Origin of the sequence: Acinetobacter sp. 479375 (assembly GCF_000581715.1) — a bacterium.
GTDB classification, from domain to species: Bacteria; Pseudomonadota; Gammaproteobacteria; order Pseudomonadales; family Moraxellaceae; genus Acinetobacter; species Acinetobacter ursingii.
The window spans coordinates 123,169-140,448 of record NZ_JEZN01000008.1 but is presented as its reverse complement, the minus strand read 5'-3'; the positions used below and the strand labels follow the sequence as shown (position 1 = coordinate 140,448).

At 40.8% G+C, this 17,280-nt stretch carries 12 protein-coding genes and 2 tRNA genes; 6 read left to right on the top strand and 8 right to left on the bottom strand.

The window, feature by feature from the left end:
• Positions 1 to 163: 163 nt before the first annotated feature.
• The 3 genes from uraH to J500_RS09150 all read left to right on the top strand — a co-directional run bounded on the left by uraH (position 164) and on the right by J500_RS09150 (position 996).
• Entirely contained in the window at positions 164 to 574 is a 411-nt protein-coding gene (uraH, locus tag J500_RS09160) for a hydroxyisourate hydrolase (RefSeq protein ID WP_052024130.1), read from the top strand.
• 247 nt (positions 575 to 821) lie between these two features.
• Positions 822 to 897, top strand: a tRNA-Glu gene (locus tag J500_RS09155).
• A 23-nt stretch (positions 898 to 920) separates the two neighbouring features.
• Positions 921 to 996, top strand: a tRNA-Glu gene (locus J500_RS09150).
• 105 nt (positions 997 to 1,101) lie between these two features.
• Here J500_RS09150 and J500_RS09145 read toward each other — a convergent pair.
• The 6 genes from J500_RS09145 to J500_RS09120 all read right to left on the bottom strand — a co-directional run bounded on the left by J500_RS09145 (position 1,102) and on the right by J500_RS09120 (position 11,284).
• The gene (locus J500_RS09145) at positions 1,102 to 2,346 is read right to left on the bottom strand and encodes an NADH:flavin oxidoreductase/NADH oxidase family protein (protein ID WP_034699203.1); all 1,245 of its coding nucleotides are present in this window, start codon (positions 2,344 to 2,346) and stop codon (positions 1,102 to 1,104) included.
• A 114-nt stretch (positions 2,347 to 2,460) separates the two neighbouring features.
• Positions 2,461 to 4,059 carry an ABC transporter ATP-binding protein gene (locus tag J500_RS09140; protein WP_034699201.1) on the bottom strand — a complete coding sequence of 533 codons (1,599 nt, stop codon included), beginning with the start codon at positions 4,057 to 4,059 and terminating at the stop codon, positions 2,461 to 2,463.
• On the bottom strand, positions 4,034 to 5,047 hold the full coding sequence (locus J500_RS09135; RefSeq protein ID WP_034699198.1) for an ABC transporter permease: 1,014 nt from the start codon (positions 5,045 to 5,047) through the stop codon (positions 4,034 to 4,036). Before J500_RS09135 ends, J500_RS09140 begins: the two co-directional genes overlap by 26 nt.
• Positions 5,047 to 6,120, bottom strand: coding sequence for a microcin C ABC transporter permease YejB (yejB, locus tag J500_RS09130; protein ID WP_034699195.1), 1,074 nt, complete (start codon positions 6,118 to 6,120; stop codon positions 5,047 to 5,049). The genes J500_RS09135 and yejB overlap by 1 nt, the downstream gene beginning before the upstream one ends.
• Positions 6,121 to 6,150: 30 nt before the next feature.
• Positions 6,151 to 7,980, bottom strand: coding sequence for an extracellular solute-binding protein (locus J500_RS09125; protein ID WP_052024132.1), 1,830 nt, complete (start codon positions 7,978 to 7,980; stop codon positions 6,151 to 6,153).
• 61 nt (positions 7,981 to 8,041) lie between these two features.
• Entirely contained in the window at positions 8,042 to 11,284 is a 3,243-nt protein-coding gene (locus tag J500_RS09120) for a lytic transglycosylase (RefSeq protein ID WP_034699189.1), read from the bottom strand.
• A gap of 210 nt (positions 11,285 to 11,494) precedes the next feature.
• Here J500_RS09120 and dnaQ point away from each other — a divergent pair, with 210 nt between their 5' ends.
• The 3 genes from dnaQ to nudC all read left to right on the top strand — a co-directional run bounded on the left by dnaQ (position 11,495) and on the right by nudC (position 15,592).
• The gene (gene dnaQ / locus J500_RS09115; RefSeq protein ID WP_125625051.1) at positions 11,495 to 12,970 is read left to right on the top strand and encodes a DNA polymerase III subunit epsilon; all 1,476 of its coding nucleotides are present in this window, start codon (positions 11,495 to 11,497) and stop codon (positions 12,968 to 12,970) included.
• Positions 12,971 to 13,199: 229 nt separating this feature from the next.
• On the top strand, positions 13,200 to 14,846 hold the full coding sequence (locus J500_RS09110) for a hypothetical protein (protein ID WP_034699183.1): 1,647 nt from the start codon (positions 13,200 to 13,202) through the stop codon (positions 14,844 to 14,846).
• Complete coding sequence (nudC, locus tag J500_RS09105; protein ID WP_004998703.1) at positions 14,846 to 15,592, top strand: NAD(+) diphosphatase; 747 nt, start codon at positions 14,846 to 14,848, stop codon at positions 15,590 to 15,592. Before J500_RS09110 ends, nudC begins: the two co-directional genes overlap by 1 nt.
• 50 nt (positions 15,593 to 15,642) lie before the next feature.
• Here nudC and J500_RS09100 read toward each other — a convergent pair whose 3' ends face one another.
• Together J500_RS09100 and J500_RS09095 are read right to left on the bottom strand one after the other, a co-directional pair.
• Entirely contained in the window at positions 15,643 to 16,527 is an 885-nt protein-coding gene (locus J500_RS09100) for an alpha/beta hydrolase (protein WP_004998704.1), read from the bottom strand.
• Positions 16,517 to 17,218 (bottom strand): BON domain-containing protein, encoded by a 702-nt coding sequence (locus tag J500_RS09095; RefSeq protein WP_004987086.1) that lies wholly within the window; start codon positions 17,216 to 17,218, stop codon positions 16,517 to 16,519. The genes J500_RS09100 and J500_RS09095 overlap by 11 nt, the downstream gene beginning before the upstream one ends.
• Positions 17,219 to 17,280 lie beyond the last annotated feature (62 nt).

Below are 17,280 nucleotides of genomic sequence, written 5' to 3'. Positions count from 1 at the left end.
ATTTTTTTCGTTTAAATAAACCGTTGTACTTCAATACAGGTCTTTCATGAGGCCAAATCCCTATATTTCAATGAGGATGGTCTTATTTTTTTGAGTTAATTTTACATATTTTCTATCAAAATGAGATAAATAAATCGATAAAATAAAATTCTTTGTTATTTCTATGAGAAAAACTGTGTATAAAACAACACTTTTTGCACTCAGCCTGAGCGCTTCGAGTCTGGTATTTGCTCAAAATCCACTGAGTGTACATGTACTTAATCTTGAAAATGGTTTGCCATCTGCTGATGTCAATGTTGTTCTTGAAGCTCAACAAGGTGAAAAGTGGGTGCAAATCAATCAGGGTAAAACCGATGAAAATGGACGTATCACTGCACTTTATCCAGATGAAAAAACTTTAGCTAAAGGAACTTATCGGGTGACATTCAAAACTGAGGATTGGTTTCGAGAACATAATCAACGTTCATTTTTTCCTGAAGTGCCCGTTGTATTTGTGATTGATGGAGCTGTCGATCATTATCATATTCCGCTCTTAATCAGCCCTTATGGCTATTCAACCTATCGTGGAAATTAATGATCATTAATGTGAAATAGTTGATGATGATTTGAGTGGGTGCAATCTTTTACCTATTAAAATGGAGAGATTGTTTCCCACATCATTTATAGGCATGAGTGATCCATTTGATCTAAATCGATAAAACTGCTGAAATTTACATCTCATTGATTTAATTTTAAACGCTTAATCTTATTTTATTGTTTTTATCATTAAAATCGTTTGACACCCTCCTCAAATCACCCTACTATACGCCCACCTCTGAAACGTCCCTATCGTCTAGAGGCCTAGGACATCGCCCTTTCACGGCGGTAACCGGGGTTCGAATCCCCGTAGGGACGCCAATTTCAGATACAGCCTCATATAAGTCCCTATCGTCTAGAGGCCTAGGACATCGCCCTTTCACGGCGGCAACCGGGGTTCGAATCCCCGTAGGGACGCCAAATTCCAAAAAAGCCACTGCATAATGCGAGTGGCTTTTTTATTTCTATCAAATCGATCATGATGAAATAGAGACTCTGAAGAATCTCTATTTGCATTGAATATATTTATGCAGACTTGCGTGAATTCACCTGACCTTTAATCACAGCCTTGATATTGCCCTTCGCATAATTCAGAAATACAAGAAGTGGCGATAATTTCGGATTTGGCTTTTTGCCTTTTCCAATACTTCTAAATTGCGCCGCATACCAGATAATTTCCATAATCGCCATTTTATCGACAAATGGTAATCCTGTTTTAATTGGTTTGACTGCATATTTGACATCCTGCCCTGCAATCAAACGATTTGCCAAGTCAGTTTCAACTGCAAATGGACGTGCAATACCAATAAAATCACAGGCACCACTTTGCAAAGCGGCATTCATGCCTGCCACTGTACGAAAACCACCTGTAACCATCAGCTTACATGTGACTTGTTGACGAATTTTTTCTGCAAAGTCTAAAAAGTAGGCTTCTCTCGCAATGGTGCTGGCTTTACGTTTTTCTGATTTCGCACCTGCCATCGCAGGGGCTTCATAGGTTCCGCCAGAGATTTCAATTAAATCGATTCCAACGGCATCAATGGCTTTAAATACTGTAATTACATCTTCTTCAGTAATTCCGCCACGTTGAAAGTCAGCCGAGTTAAGTTTGACTGAAATGATAAAGTTTTCTGAAGTCGCTTCACGTACTGCTTTATAAATCTCAAGCAGGAAACGCATACGATTTTCAATCGAACCGCCCCATTGATCCTGACGTGTATTAGTCAATGGCGATAAAAACTGACTAATCAAATAACCATGTGCACCATGTAGCTGTACACCCTCGAAACCCGCTTTTTCACAAATACTTGCGGCTTTCGCAAAACGCTGAATAATATCCAGAATCTCATCTTCTCGAAGCTCACGAGGCGTTCCAAACATGGTAGCAAGCATAGGACTAAATGGCACAGCAGAAGGCGCAACCGTTTCTTTATTCAATCCTTTCGGACACTGACGCCCCGGATGAGATAACTGGATTAACTGTACCATTCCGTACTGCTTGCCAATATCTGCCCATTTTTTTAGTTCAACCAGATCACGTTCACTTTCAGCAACAACAACGCCAGGCTCATTTTTAGCACGAATATCGACCATCACATTGCCTGTAATGGCACAACCCAGCCCTCCTTTCGCCCATGCTTCATAAAGCCCAAGATGTAGTTGATTCGGCTGTCCTGCATCATTTGCCAATGCTTCACTCATCGCTCCCTTAATTAAGCGATTTTTAAATATAGTGTTTCTGATTTGAATTGAATCGGCAATCTGTGTCATGTTTTTCTCTTTTAAAAAATCGGAGTTATTCTTCCAATTTGAATTAAAAATTGAAGTTAAAGTCATCCTGTATTTACAAATTGACAATACCACATGTCAATTATATGCAAAAGTTTAATATTGGCTTGCAGCAATGAGCTGACGGGTATATTCAGATTGCGGTTTTAAAAAAAGTTGCTCAGTATCTTGATATTCAATAATTTTTGCATGTCGTAATACCAAAACTTTCTGACATAAGGCGCGGACGACTTGTAAGTCATGACTAATAAATAAATAGCTCAACTGTTGTTCTTGTTGCAACCGACGCAATAACTGGACGATTGAACGCTGCGTCGTACGATCCAATGCCGATGTAGGCTCATCCAAGATAATCAACTTAGGCTTCAAAATTAATGCGCGTGCCAAAGCAACACGTTGCCTTTGTCCACCAGATAACTCATGAGGATAACGCTGTTTAAATTCAATCGGCAATTCCACTTTCAATAGTGCATCGTCAATCAAATCATCCATTTCATCTGCTTTAATGTGTTTGAGAACGAGTCCCTCACCAATAATTTGTGCCACCGTCATGCGTGGATTTAAACTGCTAAATGGGTCCTGAAATACAATTTGAAAATCTGTGCGTAACGGGCGAAGTTGATTTTCTTTTAAATGATTTAAGTCTTTGCCCAATAAAATGATTTTCCCATCGCACTCAATCAAGCGAGTTACTGCCAGTGCAAGTGTGGTTTTACCCGAACCACTTTCCCCTACAATCCCAATCGACTCGCCCTGAGAAAGGGTTAAATCCATCGGTTCTAATGCAACCACATAATCCTTAACTCGATTGAGTAAACCTTGTTTAATTGGAAATTTGACCTCAAGCTGTTGCAGCTCAAGTAATGGCTGCCCAGACTGGAGTTTTAATGCATGACCGAAATCATGATTGAGCAAATGTTGGGTATAACTGGTTTTGGGATGATTAAAAACATCATTGACCTGCCCTTGCTCCTCGACACCACCTTTGTTCATGACAATGACTTGGTCTGCATAGCGTTTGACCAGATTTAAATCGTGACTAATCAAAATCATGGCCATATTGCGTTTTTGCTGCAACGTTTTAAGCAGATTTAAAATCTGTGCCTGCAACGTGACATCTAGTGCAGTGGTGGGTTCGTCAGCAATTAAAATCTCAGGCTCTTGCGCCAACGCCATCGCAATCATGACCCGTTGACGCTGACCACCCGATAATTCATGAGGATAACGTCTCAGCTTAGTTTCAGGCTCAGGGATTCCAACATCATGCAACAATTCCAGTACGCGGGTTCGGACTTGCTGCTTTGACCATCCTTTTAGCAGCAATGTTTCACCGACGATTTTTTCCACCCGATGCAACGGATTTAAGGCCGTCATCGGTTCCTGAAAAATCATGGCAATTTTTTGACCGCGAATCTGTCGATACTGCGCTTGATTGAGGTGCAATAGATCTTGACCTTCAAATAAAGCTTGACCTGTTATTTTTAAATGCTGAGGTAATAAGCCTAATAACGCCAGACTACTGATGGATTTACCTGAACCACTTTCTCCCACGATTGCTAGGGTTTCACCCTGTTTTAGTTCAAAATCCAGTTGTTGAACCAATACTTGACCCGTTTTATTTTCAATATGTAAGCCACTTACTTTCAGGCAATTCATTTGCTGCATTTCATTATTGTCGTCTTGGATCGAATGCATCACGCGTCGCCTCCCCAACATAGATAAGAAGAGATAACACCACAGCCAAACTAAAAAAACCTGAGAGTGCTAACCACGGCGCGGTTAAATTATTTTTACCTTGTAATAATAATTCACCCAATGAAGCAGCATCAGGCGGTAAGCCATAGCCCAAAAAGTCCAGTGCGGTAAGTGCTGTAATATTGGCGGTGAGCATAAAAGGAAGCTGCGATAAACTCGAACTCATGGCATTGGGTAAAATATGCCGAAACATAATCGTTCGGTCTTTTACCCCTAAAGCACGCGCGGCACGGACATAATCAAAATTTCTTGCCCGTAAAAACTCTGCCCGAACCAGTCCAACCAGTGCTGGCCAGCCAAACAGCAGCATAATCAGAAACAACCAATACACACTTGGGGTAAACATACTGACCAAAATCATGACCATAAACAGCATAGGTAAACCCCCCCATATTTCAAGAATACGTTGGCCAATCAGATCAATCCATCCACCATAATATCCCTGTATCGCGCCAACTATGATTCCGATCACTGCGGCAAAAAAAGTTAATGCAAAACCAAAGATTAAAGATACACGTAAGCCATAAAGAATCCGTGCCAATACATCGCGCCCCTGATCATCTGTTCCGAGCCAGTTTTGCTGGCTTGGTGGTGAAGGTACAGGCACTGCTAAATCCAAATTTGGAGTGTGATAAGAAAATGGAATTAACGGCCATACTGCCCACCCCTTATCATCAATCAATTTTTGAACCGCTGGATCTTTATAATCTGCCTCGGTTTCAAACACACCGCCAAAGGTCGTTTCAGGGTAGGATTTCATCACTGGAAAATAATAAGACTGATCATATTTGACTAAAATCGGTTTATCATTGGCTATAAACTCTGCACCCAACGACAAAATAAAAATCAATACAAACAGAATGAAACAAGTAAAACCCAGCCGATTGTGTTTAAAACGTTTAAAACGCGCTTGCATCATTGGGGACATTATTTAACTCCCCGTGATTCAAAGTTAATTCGTGGATCGATCACCTGATACAATACATCACTGATCAATCTCAAAATCAAACCAAGTAAGGTAAATAAAAATAAAGTACCAAAAATCACAGGATAATCACGTTGGGTAATTGCCTCAAAGCCGAGTAAGCCTACGCCATCCAGATTAAAAATAATTTCGATAAACAAGTTGCCGACAAAGAAAATGCCAATGAGGGCTTCGGGTAAACCTGCAATCACAATCAGCATAGCATTACGGAAAACATGACCATAAAGAACCCGATTTTCAGTTAAACCTTTTGAACGTGCTGCCAGTACATATTGTTTATTCAGTTCTTCCATAAAAGAATATTTAGTCAGATAAGTTAAGCCTGCAAAACCACCCAAGACCATTGTTAACAAAGGCAAAGTCATATGCCAAAAGTAATCTTTAATTTTATCGAAAAAACTAAGTTGTTGAAAATTCTCAGAGACTAATCCTTGCAATGGGAACCAGTGAAAATAAGAACCACCTGCAAAAAATACAATTAGTAATACACCAAATACAAAAGTCGGTACAGCATAGCCAACAGCCAGCAGGATCGATGTTGCTTTATCAAAAAATAAACCGTGTTGTTTAGCTTTACGAATCCCAAGTGGAATCGATACTAAATAAATCAATAAAGTACTCCAGAGCCCAAGTGATATGGTCACTGGCATTTTTTCATATAACAGTTGGGTAACGGGTTTATCCTTAAAAAAACTGGTGCCGAAATCTAAGGTTAAATAACCTTTTAACATTAACCAAAAGCGTTCAGGCGCAGATTTATCGAAACCATATTGGGCTTTTATCTGCTCAATCATTTCAGGACTTAAACCTCTAGCTCCCTGATAAGATCGATCAGCCGAGACATTGACTGTTTCACCGCCACCACTTTGATTAATCCCCTGAAAATTCTCAGCCTGATGAATTGCCTGCTCAACAGGGCCACCTGGCGCGATTTGAACCACTAAAAAATTAATCAGTAAAATTAGAAATAAGGTCGGAACAATGAGTAAAAGTCGCTTAATAATATAGGTGCCCATGTTTTGGTTCCTTTGGCGTCTTTTGATGATTTATTGTCGGCGCAAATAATTTGCAACCGCTTGCGCTTTTTTAGGATTTGACCACCAGTAATCCAGCCCTACCGAAAGTGTCGGCAAGGTTTGAGGATGTTCATACATATCCCAATAGGCATACCAGTTCTCCCCCTTTCCATAAGTTAAAATTTGATAATAACCTGCACGTAACAAACGATCTAACACTTTGGTATGGGTGATCAGCTCCTCTCGACTAGAAGATTTCACCAGTTTTTGGATCACTGCATCAATCACAGGGTCTTTAATACCTGAAAAATTATAATTACCCACCTGATCTGCGGCAGAACTACTCCAGAATTGAAATTGTTCATTTCCCGGTGTTAAAGACTGCGGCATCGCCAAGGTGGTTAAATCAAAATCATTACGGCGCATACGCTCTAAATACTGTGGCACATCGACCTGTCGAATCGATACTGTAATCCCGAGACGTTTAAGATTTCGCACCAATGGCATTAGGGTACGTTGTAAACCGTCCTGATGGATTAACAATTCAAACTGAATGGGTTTACCCTGATGGTCTCGCAATTGCCCTGCTTTAACGCTATAACCCGCATCAATCAATAGCTGTCTTGCGGTCAGCAAATTTTGACGATTAAAACCACTGCCGTCACTCACAGGATATTTCCAGTCTGCAAGTACACCCTGTTTCACAATCGGATTTAATTTGGATAGGTACGGCTGTAAAACTTTAAGTTCTGCTGCTGAAGGTTTCCCAGTCGCTGCCAATTCGCTATTATCAAAATGGCTTTGTAAACGCCGATATTTGCCATAAAACAGGGCTTTATTTTGCCATTCAAAATCATAGGCATAACTGACAGCACGCCGAAACTGAATATCATTGAGTGGTGCACGACGGGTATTCATCACAATACTTTGCATGGTCATCGGATTACGATGTTTAAACTCAATTTTTTTGACCATCTTGTTGTTTATTGCAGGAAAATTATAGGCAGTGACCCACTTTCTGGCAGTAAATTCTTCTTGCCATGTATATTGCCCAGACTTAAATCCTTCAAAAGCAATATCCATATTACGGTAATAAACATATTTCAGGCGATCAAAGTTATACCGTCCACGATTCACGGCTAAATCTTTGCCCCAATAATCTGGATTGCGCTTGTAAGTAATACTGCGTCCTGCATCAATGCGTTCGATCAGATATGGGCCTGAACCTAAAATCGGTTCCATGGTAATGCGGCTAAAATCTTTATTTTTCCAGTCTTGTTTGGAATAAATGGGAAGACTTGCCAAAATCATGGGCATTTCAGCATTATTTTCAGATTTAAAACTAAACTTGACCTGATATTTAGACAACACCTCGGTTTTTGCCAAATCCGCAATATACATTTGCAAGCCCGGATTAGCCTTGGTTTGATACGTATCAAAACTGAATTTGACATCTTCTGCTGTCAAAGGCTGACCATTACTGAACTTTGCTTTCGGATTTAAATCAAAAATAACAAAATGGGTATGTTCAGGATCAAAAGTAGCAGTCTTCGCCAAAAGTGGATACATCACCGCAGGCTCATCAAGCGAAGGCGACATCAAGCTGTCAAATATAAAATTTATACCATCTGTAGAACTGCCTTTGCCATTCATACTATTCAGGTTATCAAAAGTACCATTGCTATATTCACTCAGCATGCCACCTTTGGGCGCCTGTGGATTGGCATAAGGCATATGACTCAATCCACTATATTTGGCTTTACTATGAATAGCGATATAAGGCGTCGTCTGTACCGCAGCATTGACAGTACCGCCATAGAAAATCACTGCCAAAATAGTACTTTTGATCAGTTGACCCATCATTGGATGATGGGCGCTATGCAAGCCTCGTCCTGAAATCAAATCCATCATCCCTTACAACTTATAAGTTTGGAACTTTAATGACATCACCAATACGAAGCTGTGCATTTTGTTTCAGGTCATTTAGATCTGCCAACTCAGTAATTGCCATACCAAACTTACTGGCTAAACCAATCAGCGTATCGCCCCGTTTAATTGTGTATTCAGTAATGGTTTTTGGAATTTGCAATGATTGTCCGCGCTGTAACGATGCACGTGCATTGAGATTATTTAGATCTGCCAAATCTTTTGCACTCATGCCTAAACGACTGGCAATACTGTTAAGTGATTCACCTGACTTCACCGTATAAGATTCAGTATTTGCAGCTGTTTTGCCTTTTGATTTGCTTTTTGGGCTGTCATCTTTGGCGGTTTCAGTTTTTGGTAGATCACCTTCCAATTTTAATTTTTGCCCTACGCGTACATTAGCGTTACGACTTAGACCATTTAAAGCAGCCAAATAATTCAACTGAAGATGATAGCGGCTTGCGATACTCGCCAGCGTTTCACCTGATTTGACTATATGCGTATCTGGTGAAGTTTCTTGTACCTCAACCTTTGCCGAAGCTGGAATGTCACCCGTTAGTTTTAATTTTTGTCCAACACGTAAACCTGCGCTACGACTTAAACCATTGAGCTCCGCAAGATCAGAAAGCTCCAGATCAAACTTATTGGCGACACTATTTAAACTATCTCCTGACTGAACGGTGTATTGCTCAGGAATGCTAGAACCCGCAGGAATTTTTAAGGTCTGTCCAACTCGGACACCGCTATTAGCTGCAATATTATTCAAACTTGCAAGTTCAGCCAACGTCATTTTTGATTTTGCTGCAATACTGGATAAAGTATCGCCACGTTGTACCTGATAATTTTCAGTTTTAACTTGATTGGCTAATTTGCTATTACGTGTTTCCTTTGGATCTGCTTTGTCATCATCACGTACAGTCACTTCATGCAAAGGCACATTAATTTTTTGCCCCACGTATAAGCTACTGCTTGCGGTCAATCCTGAGGTTAAATCAGCCAACTCCTGATTTGATAAAGCATAACGATCTGCAATCAGTTTGAGATATTCACCACGCTTCACTGTATAGGATTTGGTTGCAACACGTGTTGTCTTCGCATCACTTTTCGCTTCTGTATTGCGATTTGACCCTGCATTATGTGTTGTGCCGTTGTCTTTAAGAGAAAGTTTTTGCCCAACAAATAAACCGCTAGTCACAGATAAATTATTATAGTCAGCCAATTGTTTGACTGTAAGACCAAATTGATCCGCAACACCTGTCAGACTATCGTTAGCTTTTACCGTATAACTTTCAGGTTTGGACTCGGCTTTAACAGGAACTGGTCGATCAATCGCTTGCGGTTTGGCATCATACAAATACAAAGTTGCCCCAACAAACAAAGTATTGTTCGGATCAATCTGGTTCCATTTTGCGATATCACGCCAGCTCACTCCATTTTTAGCCGCAATAATGGCTAAAGTATCGCCTGGCTGAACGGTATAAGTTGAACGTTTACCTGAAGGCTGTACCACGACAATATCGGTATCCGTTTTAATATAAGGCTTATCTTTATTATTTTGTGCCTCATAACTATCTGCATTAACAGTAGCAGCTACAGCTTTAGGGTAAGCAAAGCCTTTGGTCACTTCCTTACCTTCAGTATCGGCAACTGACTGACTGGTCTGAATCGCAGTTAATCTGATTTTGCCATCATAAGGATCCACAATTTCGGTGCCTTTAGGTGCAATCGCTTTGAGTTCCGCAACCACCTGATCTTTTTCAGCCTGTGTCGGTTGTGGTTCTAAAGCCTGAGTCACTGTTTCCTTAACTCCTTCTTGCTTCACCAATGCCACAATTTGTTCGCGCTCAGACTTGGAAATTGGTGGTTCGGCACTTAAGGCTTTCACATTACTGGCAGGCGTCACTGCAACAGGAATACGTGGTGCACTCGGAATATCCGCACTGGCCGCAAATGCAGCCAGCTCATCTGCACTACGCGGCGTGGTTTTCAAAGGTCGAGTGATTGATGAAACAACTGTACTGCTGGTCGAAGGTCGACTGATACTACTCGCGGTCATGACGGGTGGTGTTGCACGACTTGGCGTTACAGTTTGAGTAGAACCGCGAGTGGATGTGTTGACAGTCACATTGGCATTAGGCGTAGCTGCTGTGTTATTGCTTGCCCAGAATCCAGAGGATGATTTTAAAGCTTTGAGCTTAGCATCCACCGATGGATTGACATCTGACGGAATCAAAATACGCATTGGACTTTCTGGGTCAATACGTTCACCACGATAACCCGGATTCAATGCATAAAGTTCAGCACGGCTTAACCCTGTCAAAGACGCAATTTGATTTAAATCAACAGGTGCATTGAGCATGACTTCACGAAAGTGAGGACGATTGGCAATCGGCGGTAAGTTTACATTATAGGCTTTAGGATTTTTAATAATTTGAGCAACTGCCAGAAAACGCGGTACATAGTTCATGGTTTCCTGTGGCAATTTGAGTGACCAATAATCCGTTGGTAAACCCGCGGCTTGGTTTCGATTGATCGCCTGCTGAATACGTCCTGGGCCTGCATTATAAGCTGCCAGAGCTAATTCCCATGAGCCGAACTGATTATATAAGCTTCCTAAAAACTCATAAGCTGCACGAGTCGATTCCACGACATCACGGCGACCATCATACTGGCTGGTCTGCTTTAAACCATAAATACGACCTGTACTTGGAATAAACTGCCACAATCCTGCTGCGGCTGCGCTACTGGTCGCTGCGGGATCGTATGAACTTTCAATTACAGGCAGTAATGCCAATTCAGTTGGAATGCCGCGACGTTCTGCCTCTTTCACCGTGTGATATAAATAACGACTGGCACGTGCGCTTAAACGATCCAGATACGGCTGGCGTGAAATAAACCAGCTACGTTGTGCTTCAATACGTGGATCCCAATGATTCAAATCCATTTTAAAACCGACGGTCATGCGCTTCCAGACATCACCGTGTTTTAAAATCTGTAAGCGATCACCTTCAACCGCACGCATATCAGTTGCAGAAAGCAAATCTTCAAGTGAATCCAGACTGCTGGCATCCAAGTATCCTGAACCGCCAACTTGTTTTGTTGTATTTGTTTTTGCAGTCTGTGGAGTTGAGGAACAGCCAGTGGTGAGACCCAATGCTGCCAAAGCAGAAGCCAATATCGTAATTTTAAAAAGTGATGCTGCGGGAAATTGCCACACCATATTGGTCGGTTTATACATAAAATGTTCCAAACAACTCGCGTAAAGTTTAATTCTTTGATATGCCATTGTAGTGAAGCATGACGCTGAGACAAGGCAATAATTTAACGTGATTTGCGTGGAAATGTTACAAGAAATTAAAAAAAACAGCGAATCAATGGCTCGAAAACCACGATTTGCATATACAATACGGGAAGTTAAGTCCTTTTTTTTAGTTTTAGGTTCAATATGATCTCACAAACAATCACGCTCTATGTTGATGGTGCCTGTAAAGGTAATCCTGGCTTAGGTGGTTGGGGTGCTTATATTATTAGCCAAGATGGCGAACATAAACTTTTTGGTGGTGAAGCTGAAACCACCAACAATCGCATGGAGCTGACCGCCGCAATTGAGGGTGTTTCTTTCTGTCCTACAGATGCAAAACTCATCATCTGGACAGATTCAAACTATGTCAAACAAGGCATTACTGAATGGATCCACGGCTGGAAAAAGAAAAACTGGAAAGATGTCAAAAATCCTGAGCTTTGGCAACAACTGGATCAAGTTTGTGCTGGGCGGAACATCGAATGGAACTGGATTAAAGGACATGCAGGACATGCAGGCAATGAAATGGCAGATCAACTGGCCAATTTAGGCGTACAGCATCCTGAAAAGCGGCATGTGGTCGTGCCTGAAGCTGAATGTATTGGACATCAACTGACTCAAGTAGATGCAAAAACAAAGACCGAGGCAAAAAAAAAATCTGAAAATGACTGGCTGCTCGATGACCCGTTTGGACTAGATGTTCCCGAGGATGCTTTTGATAATCATGACGTTGATAGCGAAGATTTAACCATCAATGAATATCCTATAGACCCTACAGACGATGAAGCGTTGGTAGAAATAGAAGATGAAAAGATAGTTGAGTCAGCAAGTGAACCAGAACAAACAGCAACCCGATTAACCAATAACCCTATCGATCAAAGCAAAACGCATCCACATATTGTCACCACGCCAGCGACCTTAAATGTTCAAGGGCCACGCCAACTTATTTTAGATACAGAAACCACAGGTTTTTATTTTCAGGATGGTGATCGCATTATTGAGGTCGGTGCGATTGAAATGATCAATCGTAAATTAACAGGTAGCTCGATCCATATTTATATCAATCCTGAAAAACCTGTGGGCGAATCTGAAAATATTCACGGCATCAGCGATGATTTTCTTAAAGACAAACCTAAATACGCAGAAATTGCAGAGATACTTTTTGACTATCTCAAAGGAGCAGAAATCATTGCGCATAATGCCACCTTCGATATGAACTTTTTGGATACCGAGTTCAAACGCGCTGGTTTAGTTACCCTTTCAGAAGTGTGTACTGTTACCGATACCTTGGCATTGGCTAAAAGTAAGCATCCGGGACAAAAAAACTCATTAGATGCATTGGTCAGACGCTACGACATTCCTGCGCGTGATCGTACCTTCCATGGCGCGTTGCTAGATGCCGAGATTTTGTCCGATGTTTATCTGGCCATGACCGGTGGACAGGTGTCTTTTGATATGGATGCCCTATCACAACATGAAAATCATGGACAGCAAAATAGCAGACAGCGTGTGCAGATTGATCTGCCTGTGATTTTGCCTGAACCCGAAGAATTAGCAAGACATGAGACTTGGGTCAAACAATTTGAGGAAAAACAGGGTAAGCCTTGCTTTTTTGCCAAATAAAATTCGTAGCAGGCTTGGGTTTTAGTATTCCAAGCCTTAAAAGTTCAGTTATATTAGTTGATAAATAAAGTGCTGATGATCAGAACCGATCACCCAAGTCACCGTGAACTTAGCAATCAATAACATACGACAGCATGTGTGGGGATGCATGTGTATGTTTGGTGATCTGGGAATTAATCTGGTCTGTCAGGCAATTTGACACCAATAACATAGGAAAGGTGCAGCTTACATGTCTTATCAAAGCTCTATTCACTTCGACCCAACTGCATTATTGATAATAAAAAATGAAATTGATAATTCAATCAAACTGGTTGAAAACGCAGTGAGTACATTGGCAGAAGAACAAACGCTGCCTTTTGGTATTGATGATGCACTCAATCAATTTGAACAATGCGCTCGTATTTTAGCCATGATTGATATGCCGCGCTTGGCACTCATTACAGATTACTCAGCGTCATTGATGCGCAAAATTATGTCTGAACCGCACAATATTCAGACTCAGGATGTGATTGCCTTAAGTGAAGGCACCACTATGCTGAAACGGTACATCGAATTTATTTGCTTACGTGAAGTCAGAGTTCCCCAATTTTTAATCGACACTCTTAATCGGCTTGAACTCGCTCTCGGTAAACCACAAACACGAGAAGGCGCACAGATTTTACCGTTACTGGATTGTTTCCAACCTAATTTTAATTTAGCAGCGTCACCTGAGTTAGAAAAATCAGCTTATGTGCATCAACTTTATAAGCTAAGCTTGCATAAACTACTTCAACATACTGCGCAATCATTGGATTTTCAGGCAATTAAAATTGTTGGCGTTTACCTTGCATCATTTGCGCGAAATACGCCTAGTCAGCAATACTGGGAATTAGTCAATATTGCACTGGGTTATCTTGATCACCTCATTTTAAATCAGGCGCGCTTACGTGTTTTTATTCAGTTAGAAACCAATATAGGACAGTTTCTTCAACACCCCGAGAGTTTTACTGCAACTAGCGCAGATCTTGCCGATATTTTGAGTCTGTGCATCAGTCAGGAAGACGAGATTTCCGAACACATTCGCCAACAACTCAATATGGGTGATGAACAACTTTCGGATACTCAACTTGAAGTTTTAAGTCGTCATTTGTATGGCCCAGATTACACCACCATTCATACTGCCAGTAAGCTGATTACCGATGCCATGACTCAAATTCGTCACGACATTGAATATAACTATCAAAATATGTCGACAGAAAAAATTCAGGAGTTACAGGCAAGTTTAAAAAATCTGGCCAACGTGTTTAAAGTCTTAAATCTCAATGAAGCCTATCAAGAGCTATATCGTCAGTCTGAAGCATTGAATCAACCGACAATTCTTAACGATGAAAATTATGCTCAGCAGTTGATGAAAAGTATATTGGCGGCGATGAATTCGATTGGCATTTTGGAGCGTAATTACTTATCTAGCCGTTTACAGCTTCGTGTCAACAATATGAATATTTCATTAGATCGTCTGGATGAAGCGCATCAGGTATTACTTACAGAAAGTAAAGCCTTGATTGAAATGGTCATTCAAATGCTATTACAGTATGAGCAACAACCAGAAGCACAATTACTTGAACCTTTATGTGTTCATCTAAAAGAGTTGTCAGGCGCAGCCTTATTTCTGGGAAGTAAGGAGCAACAACTTGCATTGTTAAACACTGCAGAATTTGTGCATAGCAGAAACGAACAACAACAAAGCCTGAGTCTTGAACAAATTTGTCTGATTTTAAACGTGTTAGCAAGTCTGGATATGCTGATTGACAATTTAAAAAACAAACAACCTGTTTTACAGTCGATGTTTGATGTAGCATTGGAAAATAGTCAGAAATTACAAACAGCGGCGGCCTAATGTCACAACTTTCACTTGCCTATATTTTTCATAATCAACAACTGCTTGTCGATGAAAATTACCAACTTCCCAAAGTTGCAACACTGGCAAGTGATTTAAAGTTTAAAGCGGGTGATGAAGTCATTGCCCGTGATTTACTAGAGCATGAACCTATCCCAGCAGGCCTACAACTGATCCCGATTCGACAACTCATTACCTTATGGTCTGTCGATGAATTTCAAAAAGCCAGCCGTGCAGTTCAATTACTCGAATGGCGACGTAATCATAGATTTTGTAGTCACTGCGGCCATGAAACCCAGATTCACCCTACCGAATATGCGATGGTCTGCCCTGCCTGTCGCTATCATCAATATCCACGTGTACAGCCTTGCGTCATTACAATTATTACCAAAGGTCAGGATGAAGTTTTACTGGCTAAAAATGCCCACAATAAAAGTAATATGTATGGACTAATTGCGGGATTTGTTGAAGTGGGTGAAACACTTGAAGAAGCGGTACAACGTGAAACGCTGGAAGAAGTCGGTTTAAAACTTAAAAATATTCGTTATATGTCTAGTCAGCCATGGCCTTTTCCAAGTAATCTCATGATTGCATTTCAGGCAGAATACGATTCAGGCGAGATCAAGCTTCAGGAAGAAGAAATTAGCGATGCGAAATTCTTTAAATTTGATCAACTGCCTGAAATTCCTTTTAAAGGAAGTATTGCGCATGCCATGATTATGCAAGTCATGCATCATCAAGCTTGATAAAAAGCTCATAACGCTGGTCGAAACAAGATAAATCTGGAAGCTGTATTTTAGGTTTCCAGACTCTCTTTTAGAAAACTCAAAATAGTACGTTTGGTCTTAAAATATCGACTAAATAAACTCGATAAGGTACCAATAATGGAGATATGCCCTGTTTTTGGAATAATCGCAATGTGGCTATGATTGCCATGTTGTCTCAAAATATGATCAAAATCGATCGTATTTTTTGCTGCAACAATTTGATCATTTTCCGCCATTAATAAATAATGCCGAATTTGATTAGAATCGACAAAATAATAAGGCATTACTTGTTGATACGGGATCTCCTGATCAAATGCATCCTGTGCCAAAGGATCACCCTTATAGTCAAAGTGATAAGGTCCCGCAATCCCAATAATTGCCTTAATATTATCCCGACAATGGACTAAATTGGGGTGTGGATGATACACCACTGACATGACATTAAATGCCCCAGCAGAATGCCCCATCAAAATTACATTTTCAGTTGAAATTTTCAGTTTAGTTTGATGCTGATCCAGAAAATTTAGCGCTAATGCCAAATCATCAATATAGCTTGGAAAAATATATTCAGGCGCAAGATGATAATTAATCACAGCGACATCATATCCCTCGCGAGCAAAACTTTCCCCTATAAAGCCATAATCTTTTTTATCGCCATGCTGCCAAGCGCCGCCATGAATAAATACTATCAGGGGCTGTTGCTTTAATGGTTTTTTTGCGCGGTATAAATCCAGACGCTGCCGTGCTTTAAGCCCATAAGCAATATTCTTTTGCGCGATATAAGTCGATTTGGGTGTTAGAAAATTAAGCGCATAGCTTCCCAAATCATATAAGCGAAACTCATGATAGTGATGTTTGACTTGCTCAAATCGCTGTTGTAATTGTTTCATGATCTCATTTGGACTATTGAGCATTCACAGGCTCACCTTGATCAGGATCAATGGCAACAGGTGTTTGTACCTCTGGTTGCGCTGTTGCATTGCCCACCATCGGACTTGCAACTAGTGAACTCGCAGTGGTACCTGCATTTGGCTGGTCAATATTATCAATCAAGGTCACAATTTTTGTCACGTTACCTACTTTTTGCAGGACATCGTTCAAATCATTAATTTCAGCCGTATTTAAGCGCCCCATGACATACAACACACCATCTTCGGTATGCACCAACACTTTGGTGTCAGAAACCACTGGTGCACGGACCAACAAACCCCGTGTATTTGCAGTTACAGCAGAATCTTGCATGATGGTGGAGTAACTGACTTGAGGACCTACAGTAATATAATTATGTACTGTTTTTACATCACTCATTGACTTAACATTGTCTTCAGCCAATTGACGAAGATGCTCATCAGGAACCTGCCCTGTCAATAAAACATTGCTATGAAAGCTTTCAATGTTGACACGTGACTGTTTAAAACGCGGATCGAGTTTATATAAATTGATACTTGCAGTACGTTTAATAGAAGAATCAATAAACACCTGACCCAAACTACGTGCACCACTTTCTGTACCCACTGGCGCAGAGCCAGTTCCACCAGAAATAAAGCTGGCACAGCCAGATAAACTCGCGACACACAACGCCGTTATTGCAATACGTTTAAACACTCAGCAAAGCTCCCTGAAAACTGTTTTGAAATCATGTTTGCATCTCGCTCAAGAGTAATGAA

Coding starts and splice junctions, on each gene's coding strand:
- yejB (WP_034699195.1), bottom strand. CDS start 6,120: ATGGGCACCTATATTATTAAGCGACTTTTACTCATTGTTCCGACCTTA.
- J500_RS09125 (WP_052024132.1), bottom strand. CDS start 7,980: ATGGGTCAACTGATCAAAAGTACTATTTTGGCAGTGATTTTCTATGGC.
- J500_RS09110 (WP_034699183.1), top strand. CDS start 13,200: ATGTCTTATCAAAGCTCTATTCACTTCGACCCAACTGCATTATTGATA.
- J500_RS09140 (WP_034699201.1), bottom strand. CDS start 4,059: ATGCATTCGATCCAAGACGACAATAATGAAATGCAGCAAATGAATTGC.
- nudC (WP_004998703.1), top strand. CDS start 14,846: ATGTCACAACTTTCACTTGCCTATATTTTTCATAATCAACAACTGCTT.
- J500_RS09135 (WP_034699198.1), bottom strand. CDS start 5,047: ATGTCCCCAATGATGCAAGCGCGTTTTAAACGTTTTAAACACAATCGG.
- J500_RS09120 (WP_034699189.1), bottom strand. CDS start 11,284: ATGTATAAACCGACCAATATGGTGTGGCAATTTCCCGCAGCATCACTT.
- J500_RS09145 (WP_034699203.1), bottom strand. CDS start 2,346: ATGACACAGATTGCCGATTCAATTCAAATCAGAAACACTATATTTAAA.
- J500_RS09100 (WP_004998704.1), bottom strand. CDS start 16,527: ATGCTCAATAGTCCAAATGAGATCATGAAACAATTACAACAGCGATTT.
- uraH (WP_052024130.1), top strand. CDS start 164: ATGAGAAAAACTGTGTATAAAACAACACTTTTTGCACTCAGCCTGAGC.